Raw genomic sequence first — 13,227 nt, forward strand, 5'->3', positions numbered from 1 at the left:
AATGGTTCGTTTTCTACGTTGGTTGATTCGACTGTATCAAATTGCGATTAGTCCGCTTCTTGGACCCCGTTGTCGTTATATCCCGACTTGTTCCCAATATGCGATAGAAGCATTGCAAACTCATGGTGCGATAAAAGGCGTTTGGCTATCTTCTAAACGGATTTGTCGTTGTCATCCGTGGGGAGGATCTGGATATGATCCGGTACCGCCAAAAGCAATTCGTTTTATTTCGTTTCATCAAATAGATTCTCAAACGCATCATGTTGCTGTACCCTTTCGTGATCGTTTACTGAAGCAAAATCTCTCTAACCATTTGGGGTAATAGATATGCAACAATGGGCCAGGTTTGCAATTCTCGGGGCCATGTTTGTCACCGCATATTTGCTCATTTTGGCTTGGCAAAAAGATTATGGAAATGCTGCAACTGCACCGCAAAAACAAGCGGCGGCTGTAAGTTCACATGAAGTATCTGCTGATTTGCCAAATGCTAAAAATGCAACAGTGGCTTCCGATGTGCCACAAGCAAATATTGCGCAGTCACAAACCACAGATGCAACTGCACCTGTGAATCAACAGCTTATTTCAGTACAAACTGACCTTTACCATATTTGGATCAATCCAAAAGGTGGTGATATTGTTCGTATTGAATTACTCTCACACGACAAAAGCAAAGACAGCGATCAGCCATTTGTTATGCTTGAAAATGATGCCAAGCGTACTTATGTTGCTCAATCTGGCTTAATTGGTTTGAATGGACCAGATAGCAGTCGTGGTGGTCGTCCATTATATGCTGTTGAAAAAACATCATATACTTTGGCTGATGCTAAGGGTGTGCAGGATCAAAAGGGTCAATCTGAAAAAGTTTTAAACGTTCCAATGGTATTTAAGACACCTGAAGGCGTTGAAATTATTAAAACTTTTACTTTCACCCAAGGGCAATATCCAATTGTTGTAAGACATCAAGTTATTAACCGTAGCCAACAAAGCTGGCAAGGTCAGATGTTTGGACAATTAAAGCGTGATAACTCTGACGATCCTGGTAAATCTTCTCAAGGTATTTTCACTCTAGGAACTTTCTTAGGTGGAGCTTGGGGGACGCCTGAGTCACATTACAATAAGCTGAAGTTTGCTAATTTCTCAGAAGAAAAAGTAAGCACTGAAGCGAAAGGTGGATGGGTTGCGATTGTTCAGCATTACTTTGTAAGTGCTTGGATTCCTGGGAATCTTAAACTGACTCAAGCGAATGGTCAGCCTTATGTAGCTAAACTTGAATCTCGTCAATCTGCTGATCATATGAATATCATTGGTTTTACCTCACCAGTGATTAATGTTCCAGCAGGCACTTCAATGGAAGTGGACGCAAAACTTTATTCAGGTCCTAAAGTTCAAGCTGAATTAAAAGATTTAGCGGTTGGTTTGAATCAGACTGTTGATTATGGCTGGTTATGGCCGATTGCCAAGTTATTGTTCTTAGGTCTTCAATTCTTCCATAGCATTGTGGGCAACTGGGGATGGTCAATCATCTTACTTACCGTTATGGTGAAGATGATTTTGTGGCCTTTATCTTCAAAAAGTTATCGTTCTATGGCGAAAATGCGTGTGATTGCACCAGAAATGCAACGCATGAAAGAAGAGTTCGGTGAAGACCGTATGCGCTTCTCGCAAGAAATGATGGCTTTATACAAACGTGAACAAGTGAATCCGCTTTCAGGTTGTTTACCATTGTTGCTACAAATGCCAATTTTCCTTGCCTTGTACTGGGTACTCATGGAAAGTGTGGAATTACGTCATGCACCATGGTTAGGCTGGATTCAAGACTTGTCAGCAATGGATCCTTGGTTCATCTTGCCGTTGATCATGGGTGCTACCATGTTTGCACAGCAAATGTTGAACCCACAACCAGCTGACCCAATGCAGGCAAAAGTATTCCGCATTATGCCGATTATGTTCACGGTATTTATGCTGTTCTTCCCTGCAGGTCTCGTGTTGTACTGGATTGTGAACAACAGTATTACTATTTTACAGCAGTCGTTTATTAATAAGAGCGTTGAGAAAAGTCGTTTAAGTAAGACTGAATCAGCATCTTAATCGTTGAACTTTTGCTGAATAAATCCGCTTAAGATGGTAATCTTAGGCGGATTTTTCTTTGGCTGGATTTTAGGTTTTTAGGTGAATAATATGCAAAGTCAAACCACGATTGCTGCAATTGCAACGCCACCAGGGCGTGGTGGTGTGGGCGTGATTCGCCTATCGGGACCTAAGGCTTATGAAATTGCTCAAAACCTGACACAAAAAAACTTACCTGAAGCACGTATGGCTGGTTTTCGTAAGTTTTATGATGCTGATGGAAGCATTATGGATGAAGGGATTGTTTTATGTTTTCCAAATCCTCATTCTTTTACAGGTGAAGATGTTGTAGAGCTACAAGGGCATGGCGGTCCAGTCATTCAGAATGCCTTACTTGGTCGTCTATTTGAGCTTGGTGCAATCGCTGCAAAAGCTGGTGAATTTTCCATGCGAGCTTTTGAAAATGGCAAGATGGACTTGGTTCAAGCAGAAGCCATTGCCGATTTGATTGATGCGACATCGCAAGCTGCCGCGCGTTCTGCTGTTCGCTCTTTGCAAGGTGCTTTTTCGACCAAAATTAATACCGTTTTAGAAAAACTGATTCATTTACGGTTACATGTGGAAGCCGCAATTGATTTTCCTGAAGAAGAAATCGATTTCTTGGCAGATGGTAAAATTTTAGCTTTACTTGAAAATGTTCAGCAGTCGGTACATGCCGTTCAAACATCTGCACGACAAGGTCAATTATTACGTGAAGGTTTACAAGTCGTTATTGCCGGTAAACCAAATGCGGGTAAATCGAGCTTGTTGAATGCGCTTGCTGGTGTTGAGCGTGCAATTGTGACCGATATTGCCGGTACAACTCGTGATGTTTTGCATGAAAAAATTAGCTTAAATGGCCTACCAATCACCTTAACCGACACTGCGGGCCTTCGTGAAACGGGTGATATCGTTGAAAAAGAAGGGATTCGCAGAGCAATCAAAGAAATTGAACAAGCTGATTTGTTATTGCTGGTTTATGACTTAAATCAAGGCGATGATCCATTAAAACTCGCTCAAGAATATTTTGCTGAACATATTGAGCCGCGTCGTTTAATGTTAATTGGTAATAAATGCGATTTAACTGGTCAGTTAGCTGAAATAAGTGATTTTCAAGGATTCCGTCATATTACCGTTTCTGCAAAACAAGAGATGGGTGTTCAAGGCCTCGTAGAGGCGATTACAGCGCATGCAGGCTTTCATCCTGAGGAAGACACCTTTATTGCGAGAACGCGTCATTTAGACGCAATGAAGCGCACACAGCTCTATCTATCAGAGGCACATGAGCAACTTGTTGTATTTAATGCAGGTGAACTCGTTGCTGAATCATTACGTCTTGCTCAGAATGCTTTAGGTGAAATTACCGGTGACTTTAGCGCCGATGACCTATTAGGCAAAATCTTTGGTTCATTTTGTATTGGAAAATAATTAAAAAAATTCTGAATGATGCACAGGAGTGTGTCATTCAGTAACCTCGTTAACCGTATCTTTTTAGAACCTTTAAAAACTCATCTAATTCATTCTGATCAACTTGTGCTTCTTTGAGCACATGGTGATGTAAATGCTGTTCCATCAATTCACTCATCAAACCGTTTATCGCACCTTTAATTGCGGCAACTTGTTGCAGTATTTCTATGCATGAAAGATCCGACTGTTCAACGGCATGCTCGATACTGTTAATTTGTCCTTTTAGTCGTTTTACACGATTAAGTATTTTTTTATCCTGACCAATGTGACTCATCTGTGTTCTCTTGTATAATTCAATATACTGGTAGGGAGTATATTGGGTTTGAATTTTATGCAGGATCATAGTGTATCACGTCATCATCAACATCAGTTTGATGAAGGAAATCCACTTGCACAAAAACGTATTTTGATTGCAACCATTTTAACGGCTTCCATGATGGTGTTAGAAGTATTTGGTGGGTGGTTCTTTAACTCAATGGCATTATTAGCTGATGGTTGGCATATGAGTTCGCACATGTTGGCACTCGGTTTAGCCTACTTTGCCTATCGTGCGGCCCGTCATTATTCCAATGATCACCGTTTTAGCTTTGGAACTTGGAAAATTGAGATTTTAGCGGGTTATAGCAGCGCAATTTTGCTTATGGTTGTAGCTATTTTTATGGCATTTCAGTCGGTTCAGCGTTTATTTAATCCGGTTGAGATTTTTTATAATGAAGCTATTCCGATTGCAATTTTAGGTTTAGTAATTAACTTGATTTGTGCGTGGTTACTTCATGATGATGGTCACCATCACCATCACCATCACCATCACCATCACCATCACCATCACCATCACCACCACGATTTAAACCAAAAAGCTGCATTTTTACATGTGGTTGCAGATGCTGTGACCTCCGTTTTTGCAATTATTGCGCTTTGTGCGGGTAAATATTTTGGCTGGGACTTTTTAGATGCACTTTTAGGAATTTTAGGTGCTATTTTGGTTGCAAAATGGTCTCTTGGGTTAATCAAAGAGACAGGAAAAACCCTTCTTGATGCAGAAATGGATCATCCTGTGGTTGAAGAAATTCGTGAAGTGATTGCTGAATTTCCTAAACACATCGAAATTACAGATATTCATGTCTGGAAAGTTGCAAAAGGCAAGTTTTCTTGTATTTTGGCGCTCGAAACTGATGATATTTCCTTAACAGCAGACCAGATCCGTCATGCTTTATCGATTCATGATGAAATCGTCCATATTTCGGTAGAAATTAACGATTTAAAACCTGCTTATGTTCCACGTGAAACATTGGCATAACTAAGTGGGATTTTGGTTATAACTCGGTAAGCAGTTCTGTTTTAATCATCTGAACTGATTAGAATAAACTTCTCTTACCTATGAGTTGGTTTTATGCTTAAAAAATTAGGAATATTGGCATTATTTAGCTTAACGGCGAGTTTGAGTTTCGCTAATGTAGACTCGGTCAGAGAAAATATTAAAAAACAATATCCTAATTTAAAAATTAGCAATATTCAGAAAACCGAAATGACTGGGCTATATAGCGCTAATCTGGATCAACAAATCATCTATGTGGGCGAAGATGGTCAGCATATGTTTGTTGGTTCTATGATTCGATTAAAAGATCAGAAGAATTTGACCAAAGATCTAGTTCTAGGACAGAACTCAATTGACTGGAATCAACTTCCTTTAAAAGATGCGATTAAAACGGTTAAAGGTAGTGGGCAGCATGTTTTAGCAGTATTTTCTGATCCCAACTGTCCTTATTGTAAGCAGCTCGAACCTGAACTCGATAAGCTGAAAGATGTGACAATTTATACGTTTATTTATCCTTTAAAGCCCCAGTCTATTGTAGTTTCTAGACAAGTATGGTGTGCGCCAAATCAATCCTATTCATGGAAAAAACTGATTCAGCAAGGGGTTAAACCCACAGTTACGAGCTGCGCTAATCCAATTGACCGTAACTTAGAACTTGGGAAAAAATTAGGCTTTAATGGCACCCCTACCCTGATTTTTGCAAATGGTTTTAAACTGGTAGGTGCTCGTTCTGCAGAAGAAATTCAAGCTGTTTGGAAAGAGTTAGGTTTATAAAACAAATTAAAAAAAGCACCATTCGGTGCTTTTTTATTGCCTGAAAGTAATTAACTTTTTCGTGCAATTAAATTGTAAATAAAGAGAATAAGCACTGCGCCAATAACAGATGCGATAAAGCCCGCCGCTGAATTTTCTCCGTAAAGCCCCAGTAATCGTCCTCCATAGGTAGCTAGAAGTGAACCTGCAATACCGATGAGGGTTGTTACGATAAAACCTGCTTTATCATCGCCAGGATGTAAGGCACGAGCGATTAAACCAGCAAAGAAACCAACCACAATAGCAACAATAAGTGACCACATATTTGTTCTCCAGTTGTTTTTTTGATGAAATTAATGATTTTGCTTCATATTCTATCGTGCTTCAGAGCCTGCTAGTTTGTCTGTAGCAGATTGCGAATTTTTGTGTCTTTTTTGTTCAAAACTAAAACGTTATATAAAAAAATAGCACCTTTCAGTGCTATTTTTTTTGAAATTTATAAACCAATTTCACCAATAAATGGTAAGTGGCGATATTTTTGGTCGTAGTCTAAGCCGTAACCAACAATAAACTTATCTTCAACTTCAAAACCTAAAAATTTAACTTCAAGATCAATTTCACGGCGAGATGGTTTACTCACCAATGTGCACAATTGAATTGAATTTGGATCTCGAGTTTGCAACATTTCCATAACTTTGCTTAAGGTATTACCTGAGTCGATAATATCTTCAACTACCAAGACATCTTTACCGCGAATTTCACCATCAAGATCTTTTAAGATTTTAACATCTCGACTTGAAGTTGTACCGCCGCCGTAGCTAGACACTGTCATAAAGTCGAGTTCATGCGGTTTGGTAATCGTGCGGCATAAGTCTGCCATGAAAATAACAGAACCACGCAGTAGCCCAATCAGGACCAACTCTTTGTCACTATTTGCATAGTGAGCGTTAATTTGCTCGCCGAGCTCTTTGACTTTTGCTTGAATTTCTTCGGTTGAAATCATGATGCTCATTGCAACAGTCATGTCAGATTCCTACAAGATATAAAAGAAAAAATAAAAAAGGTGTTGACCTGCAACACCTCTAAAATCTGAGTTAATGGTAAAATTTTAAAGCAAAATGACTTTTCATGCACCCTTTGATAAGCCAGAAATTTTATCATTTTGAGCAATATGTCGATCACGCTTTAATGCTAGTGCGCATATTCCAAGTAATAACAAAAACTTAACAGCACGATTTTGTTTAGGCTGTTTCTTTTTGATAAGCACGTTTTCCATAAATATAAGTCGCCTCAATATTTCGGTCATCACCTAACGTGAATAATGCAAACAGTGAATCTTCAACAGATTTGGATTTAGACTGGCGCAGTTGCTGTAATGCTGTTGGCTTAAGATTCAAGACAACAAAATCTGCTTCTTTACCGATGTTGAAGTTTCCTAGTTGATCTTGCAGGTCAAGCGCTTTTGCTCCACCTAAAGTTGCATGATAGAGCGCTTCATAAGCTGAAATTTTATCGCCTTGTAATTGCTGAACCTTATAGGCTTCGTTAACTGTTTGTAGCAAACTAAATGATGTACCAGCACCGATATCTGTACCTAAGCCCACTTTCACTTGTTTTTCCCACGTTTTTTTCAATGGAAATAAACCACTACCTAAGAACAGGTTTGAAGTTGGACAAAATGCGATAGCCGATTGCGTATCATGCATACATTGCCATTCTTCGTCTTCTAGGTGAACGCAATGAGCAAACACGGAGCGCTTACCAGTAAGGCCATAATGTTGATAAACATCTAAATAACCAGTCTGTTCTGGAAATAAAGATTTCACCCAAGCAATTTCATCTTTGTTCTCACTTAAATGTGTATGTACATAAACATCAGGAAATTCTTGCTTTAACTGCCCTGCTCTTTCTAATTGCTCAGGTGTAGAAGTTGGCGCAAAACGTGGCGTAATGGCATAAAGTGCACGACCCTTGCCATGCCATTTTTCAATGAGTGCTTTTGTGTCGCTGTAAGCCGTTTCTGGTGTGTCACACAGTGCTTCAGGTGCATGACGGTCCATGAGAACCTTACCGGCAATTAAACGCATCTGAACGTGTTCTGCAGCTTCAAATAAAGCATCAACAGACTCAGGGTGGACTGTACAGAAAACGAGAGCGGTGGTTGTACCGTGTTTTAAGAGTTCTTGAACAAAGAACTGGGCAATTTCACTTGCATATGCTTTGTCCTGAAACTGGATTTCAGTTGGAAATGTATAGGTATTGAGCCAGCTTAAAAGTTGTTCGCCGTATGCCCCAACCATTTCGGTTTGCGGGAAGTGGATATGGGTATCAATAAAGCCAGGTACAATCAATTGTTCTGGGTAATGCTGAACTTCAACCCCAGCAGGAAGATGCTCTTGAGCTTCATCCCATGTACCAAACCATTTGATTTTTCCATGTTCACTAATCAATACACCATCTTCCAAATAACGTACTTGATTTGGAATATCAGTTGGCTCAGAGACAGTTTGCAGAATATCTAAAAAACGACCACGCACAACGGTGGTATTTGCGATCAATGACATGGAAAGCCTTTATATTTTCACTTTTTTCGGTTGATTGTACCCCAGTTAACCAAGATTTAAACGGTATAACGTTTACTTAGTCCCCATTCAGCCAAGATACGACGATAAGTCGTTGATGAACGGTCAGCTTCAAAATGAGCTTCCATCATTAAATCTAGAGGCAATTCTTCTGGCTTTTGTGATTCGACCATGTCTTGGTCTTCAGCAAAAATTTGAGCATTAAATGCATATACGTTTTCTAAATCGCCTGTTTGATCAAAGTTACGTGTTAATGGAACAAATAAACGAGTTTTATTACTTGAGATAGGACAACAGGCGTTCAAAATTTTTAAAACACCGCCTTCTGGAAAATCGACCTTAAGCACGGCTGAAAAAGGTGGATAGACATCAAAGGTGCGCTTCCACAAAAAGCCTTCTGGTTCGAGATGTTTTAATTCATGCGGATAGTTACTAACATTACTGATATAGACCGTTTTTAAGCCGTAGTTGGTACGTTCAGTAAGATATTTAGGGACGATGGGATTATCGCGATTTGCAAAGGCATTGTAATGTACCCATGCAAAATGAGCGACATCGATAAAACCTTCAAGTTGACGTCCGCTAGAACCGCCAATATCGACAAAAGGTGGCAAAATCGCTTGATGCTCTGTCTGGTCCCAAGTATCTAATACTGGAATATTGGCTTGAGCAACATCACGACCATGAATACTGGTCCAAATGAGGCCATAACGTTGAATAACTGGAAATTTGGTCAGAGAAAAACGATCAGAAATTTTGGTTAGTTCGGGTTGAGCTGGTATTTGGGTACATTTCCCTTCGGTGTTATAGCGTAGACCATGATAAGGACACACAATCTCCTCACCATCCACCCAACCTTTGGTTAAAGGCACACCACGATGGGGGCAAATGTCTCGGACCAGATGAATTTCACCACTTTCTGTTTTATACAGTGCCATATTCACGTCTAATAGTGTCACTCGCTGGGGTGCAGTAGAGACGTCTTGAATACGAGCAACCGGATACCAGTGAGTAGATAAAATTTCCCAATCTTTTGCATCAAAACTGCTGTTACATGGCATAGCAAGTGGCGTTAAAGTTGGGATAGCATTCATGGCATTACTCCTTAAAAAAATTAGGGCTCTCACGAGCCCTTAAAATCTAGGCTTTTTTCTTTTTAGGAGATGCAAAGAGCTTGCCAATATTGATTTTTAATTAAAGAAATAAGAATAAAAGTATTAAATTACATAAGATTAAGTCATTATATTTTTGAATATTTGTTCTAATTTAGCTTTAGAGACTAAAGTTCATTATTCGCTATGCACTGATTGACTGCGTTGAGGGCACAATAAAAAAGCACTTTTAAAGTGCTTTTTTATGCATATCTAGGCGTTTATTACTCAACAAAGTAGTGCGCTGCAAAGTGAGCATCATTACCGATAATGTCGTAGCAATCTTCACGAATGGACATACCTGCACATTGATGACCGACCATCCATAATCCGAGTGTAGGTAGTTGTCCTGAAAATAATGGGGTATCTACCCATTTTTGTATGACATAACCATATTTGTCATAGTCATCAAAATAGAAACTACCAGAAGCGGCACCTTGGTCATGGCCATCTTGTAAAACCCGAATATTAGCCCCTTCCCTTGCCAAAATCGGTTTTTTCACCCATTTGCCAGCCAATGTTTGTTGTGGGTCATAAGTATGGGTTTCGACCAATAAAGGATGGTTTGGGTAACGTTTCCAAAGCTCAACCAGAATGGCTTTATTTGAAAGTAGCATTTTCCAACAAGGTTCAATCCACTGGGTTTGTGGATGAATATATTGAGAAAATGATTCTTCCCAGATCCATTCCCATGGATAGAGCTTGAACAGGTTTTGAATGGGGCGATTATTAAGATCAACAAAATTTTGTCCGTTCCAACCTATGTTTTCCATAGAAAGCTCGGAAACTTGTAGATGAGCTTGGTAAGCCGTATCCATCAAGTATTCTAAATTGCCCCAGTCTTCTCTTCCCGCTTCCTGACAGGCAGTAAAATGCACATGACTACCGCGCGGTAAAATCGTCTTCCAGCGTTTAATCAGATCTTCATGAATGCTATTGAACTGGTCTCGGTTCGGAATGCCTGAGACTTGTTCTATCCACAGCCACTGCGCTACAGATGCTTCTAGTAAGCCGGTAGGTGTATCGGCGTTGTATTCCAGCATTTTGATATTCCGCCCATCGTAGGCGAAATCAAAGCGACCATAGAGCATTGGTGCATTTTGTTTCCATGAGCTTTCAATATGGCTTAGGGCTGCTTCAGGAATTTGAAAATAAGCGGGATAGTCACCCCGTTGAATGAGTTCTCCTACAACAGATAAACACATCTGATGCAGTTCATTTGCTGCGTCTTCAAGTTGTTCAATCTGCTTAAGGGTAAACTCGTAAGCAATCCCTTCAGACCAGTAAATTGAGCCGTCGAGAGAAGGTAAATTAAAATAATCAAAACCAATATTTTGATGCTCCACTTGCCAGTCTGGGCGTGGAGTAAAGATTTTTCTTTTCATCTTATGTTAATGCCTGAATGACTTAGCCGCCGAAAGAAAAACCGCTACGGCCAAAACCACCTCGAATTGGCGATGAAAAAGACGAGCTTTTCGCCGTGCTTGAAATGATGGGGCGACCAGCACTCAAGTTGCTATAAGGATGTAAGGTATTGCCGCGAAAAGAAACTTCTCGGTTATTTCGATAATACGCAGGTCCTAAATAATGGCCTGAACCAGAACTATGTCCACTTGAGCTATTTTCTTCTTCACAAGTTTCAGTATTCCAGTCGCGAGCACAGTCATATTGGTTGTTATATACATCTTGTACTAAAGGACCATCATTATGACTACATGCCGTGAGTAATAAAGGCACCACGACAAGATTAATTTTTTTAGAACGCATAAGCTCCCACACATTTTAATAAGTATGTTCGACATACAATGTCGAATAGATATTGTCTATTATGTTTCTGATTAGGAAAGATAAATTTTAAGTTGGCATATAATATTAATCTGTTTTTTTAAAGTACAGCTTATTTTTAAAATTTAAAGCACAAGGCATCTCGCTTGTAGATGCCTTGTTTTGATGAATTAAGACTGTAACTGCTTTTTGTTGTGTCGTAAGGATAGATAAGCAGTAATTGCTAACACTATTACGATAAAGCTTAACGAGATCCAGATTGGCATGTGGAATACATCAAGCAACAACATTTTTGCACCAATGAACAATAAAATGATGCCTAAGCCGTATGGTAAGTAATGCAGTTTGGTTGCAGCGCCAGCAAGCAAGAAGAACATTGCGCGTAAACCTAAAATTGCCATTAAGTTCGCTGTTAAAACAATAAACGGATCGCTAGTTACCGCGAAAATAGCAGGAATAGAATCTACCGCGAAAATAACGTCAGAAGCTTCAACCAAAATCAAAACTAGAAATAACGGCGTTGCCCACAATAAACCATTTTGACGTACAAAGAATTTGTCACCTTCAAGCTGCGGAGTAATACGCATGTGCTTACGTAACCATTTTAAAACTTTGATATCTTCAATATTGGTTTCTTCTTCTTGACCTTTTAAGAACTTAAAGCCTGTGTATACCAAGAATGCACCGAAGATATAAAGCACCCAAGAAAACTCTTGAACGAACCATGCACCAATAAAGATAAAGAGAGTACGCAGTACGATTGCGCCTAATACGCCGTAGAGCAAAATTTTACGTTGTAGTGCAGCTGGGATAGCAAACGCTGCGAAAATCATTAACCAGACGAAAACGTTGTCAATTGCGAGCGACTTTTCAAGCAAGTAACCTGCAAAGTATTCCATTGTTTTTTGATTTGCTAAGGTCACACCAGCAGTTTGCTGTAGATACAGCCATAAACCACCACCAAATAACGCTGCGACACTCACCCACGCCACACTCCAGTAAGCAGCTTGCTTAATTGAAACATCCTGACCTTGCTTTTGCTTAAAGCCTAAAAAGTCAATCAGGAGCATGACAATGACAATGCCAAAGAATGCTACATACAGCCATAAATTGCCGATCGATTCCATAAAACCTCCACATCCGGCAATTGGGCATAAAAAAACCTTGACCCGTTGCCAGATGAATTAAACATCTGTGCCAACATGATCAAGGTCTTGCCTACATCATGAATTTCATGATGCTCAGATACCGACTTTTTAATAAAAGTGTATTGACGATATCTGACACATAACATTGCTGTTATGTTTGGAGGAGGCTACTCCCCTTGTCAAACTAAATTCTGTTTTGGATAAAACATATCCAAGTACACATAGAATGGCAGATTTTTTAGGATTACGCAACTGAACTTAATTTCGTAGTTTTTTAACGTAAAAAATGGATTTAGTGCCTATTTAATCAAACCCCGATCTAAAAGCGGTTTGCATATGATCTGGTAAAGGTGAATAAAGAATGCGGTTAAGCGCGTGCCGTAGGCATTCCAGAAGTAATATCCGGCTGTATTGACCAATAGCGCTACAATAAAAGCGCCCAACATATCTAAAGGGAAATGCACACCTAAATAAATACGTGACCATGCCACGACAAATGACAAGGATAGAAGAATTATTCCAATCAGTTTGCGCTGAGCAAATAAATAAGACAGAGCGATGGTGCTGAAAATCAGCATATGATTACTTGGAAAAGATGCCGTTGGTGCATGTTCGATGAAAGTGGTACCTACACCCATCACAAACGGTCTTGCGTGATGGTAAAACAGAGAAATAACATAACCTACTAAAAGCGACACGCAGGTCAAAAAGACAGATTTAACAACCCTATTTTTTAAATCTTGGTCGCCATAGAACCATAAAAATGTAAGGATGAATAAAAGAATATAGAGGAGATCATTAGCAAAAAAGATAGCAAGACGAATGATAAATTGACTCGCATCCTGAGCCCCATTAATAACATGGAATAAGCTAAGGTTGAGTGTTTCTAAAGACATTCATATTCCAAACGAGAACAAAAA

Annotated in this window: 14 protein-coding genes; 5 read left to right on the forward strand and 9 right to left on the reverse strand. The window is 39.5% G+C overall.

The window, feature by feature from the left end:
• Position 1 precedes the first annotated feature (1 nt).
• The 3 genes from yidD to mnmE all read left to right on the forward strand — a co-directional run bounded on the left by yidD (position 2) and on the right by mnmE (position 3,534).
• Positions 2 to 322: a membrane protein insertion efficiency factor YidD gene (gene yidD, locus ACPF64_RS04160; protein WP_003656027.1), complete on the forward strand. Its 321-nt coding sequence runs from the start codon at positions 2 to 4 to the stop codon at positions 320 to 322.
• A 5-nt stretch (positions 323 to 327) separates the two neighbouring features.
• A complete protein-coding gene (gene yidC / locus ACPF64_RS04165; protein WP_017391213.1) occupies positions 328 to 2,088 on the forward strand; it encodes a membrane protein insertase YidC in 1,761 nt (586 codons plus the stop codon).
• Positions 2,089 to 2,178: 90 nt separating this feature from the next.
• Positions 2,179 to 3,534, forward strand: coding sequence for a tRNA uridine-5-carboxymethylaminomethyl(34) synthesis GTPase MnmE (gene mnmE / locus ACPF64_RS04170; RefSeq protein ID WP_127494847.1), 1,356 nt, complete (start codon positions 2,179 to 2,181; stop codon positions 3,532 to 3,534).
• 49 nt (positions 3,535 to 3,583) lie between these two features.
• Here mnmE and ACPF64_RS04175 read toward each other — a convergent pair whose 3' ends face one another.
• Positions 3,584 to 3,847, reverse strand: a complete 264-nt coding sequence (locus tag ACPF64_RS04175) for a metal/formaldehyde-sensitive transcriptional repressor (RefSeq protein WP_003656024.1) — start codon at positions 3,845 to 3,847, stop codon at positions 3,584 to 3,586.
• A 42-nt stretch (positions 3,848 to 3,889) separates the two neighbouring features.
• On the opposite strand from ACPF64_RS04175, the gene dmeF reads away from it, so the two are divergent.
• Entirely contained in the window at positions 3,890 to 4,870 is a 981-nt protein-coding gene (dmeF, locus tag ACPF64_RS04180; RefSeq protein ID WP_426455646.1) for a CDF family Co(II)/Ni(II) efflux transporter DmeF, read from the forward strand.
• Between the two features lie 93 nt (positions 4,871 to 4,963).
• Positions 4,964 to 5,662, forward strand: coding sequence for a DsbC family protein (locus ACPF64_RS04185; protein WP_426455647.1), 699 nt, complete (start codon positions 4,964 to 4,966; stop codon positions 5,660 to 5,662).
• 50 nt (positions 5,663 to 5,712) lie between these two features.
• Here the strand turns inward: ACPF64_RS04185 and ACPF64_RS04190 are convergent, their stop codons facing one another.
• The 8 genes from ACPF64_RS04190 to ACPF64_RS04225 form a co-directional block, all read right to left on the reverse strand.
• Positions 5,713 to 5,964 carry a GlsB/YeaQ/YmgE family stress response membrane protein gene (locus ACPF64_RS04190; RefSeq protein WP_045437771.1) on the reverse strand — a complete coding sequence of 84 codons (252 nt, stop codon included), beginning with the start codon at positions 5,962 to 5,964 and terminating at the stop codon, positions 5,713 to 5,715.
• Positions 5,965 to 6,137: 173 nt separating this feature from the next.
• Positions 6,138 to 6,665 carry a hypoxanthine phosphoribosyltransferase gene (gene hpt, locus ACPF64_RS04195; protein WP_004640259.1) on the reverse strand — a complete coding sequence of 176 codons (528 nt, stop codon included), beginning with the start codon at positions 6,663 to 6,665 and terminating at the stop codon, positions 6,138 to 6,140.
• Positions 6,666 to 6,882: 217 nt separating this feature from the next.
• Complete coding sequence (gene guaD / locus ACPF64_RS04200; protein WP_426455648.1) at positions 6,883 to 8,205, reverse strand: guanine deaminase; 1,323 nt, start codon at positions 8,203 to 8,205, stop codon at positions 6,883 to 6,885.
• Between the two features lie 56 nt (positions 8,206 to 8,261).
• A complete protein-coding gene (locus tag ACPF64_RS04205; protein WP_426455649.1) occupies positions 8,262 to 9,317 on the reverse strand; it encodes a Rieske 2Fe-2S domain-containing protein in 1,056 nt (351 codons plus the stop codon).
• 281 nt (positions 9,318 to 9,598) lie between these two features.
• On the reverse strand, positions 9,599 to 10,759 hold the full coding sequence (locus ACPF64_RS04210; RefSeq protein ID WP_426455650.1) for a glutathionylspermidine synthase family protein: 1,161 nt from the start codon (positions 10,757 to 10,759) through the stop codon (positions 9,599 to 9,601).
• 22 nt (positions 10,760 to 10,781) lie between these two features.
• Positions 10,782 to 11,141: a hypothetical protein gene (locus ACPF64_RS04215; protein WP_035358681.1), complete on the reverse strand. Its 360-nt coding sequence runs from the start codon at positions 11,139 to 11,141 to the stop codon at positions 10,782 to 10,784.
• 188 nt (positions 11,142 to 11,329) lie between these two features.
• Entirely contained in the window at positions 11,330 to 12,286 is a 957-nt protein-coding gene (locus ACPF64_RS04220; protein WP_045437743.1) for a TerC family protein, read from the reverse strand.
• Between the two features lie 320 nt (positions 12,287 to 12,606).
• Positions 12,607 to 13,203 carry a phosphatase PAP2 family protein gene (locus ACPF64_RS04225; protein WP_045437741.1) on the reverse strand — a complete coding sequence of 199 codons (597 nt, stop codon included), beginning with the start codon at positions 13,201 to 13,203 and terminating at the stop codon, positions 12,607 to 12,609.
• Positions 13,204 to 13,227 lie beyond the last annotated feature (24 nt).

It is taken from the genome of Acinetobacter sp. KB005 (assembly GCF_049949095.1).
Classification (GTDB): Bacteria; Pseudomonadota; Gammaproteobacteria; order Pseudomonadales; family Moraxellaceae; genus Acinetobacter; species Acinetobacter calcoaceticus.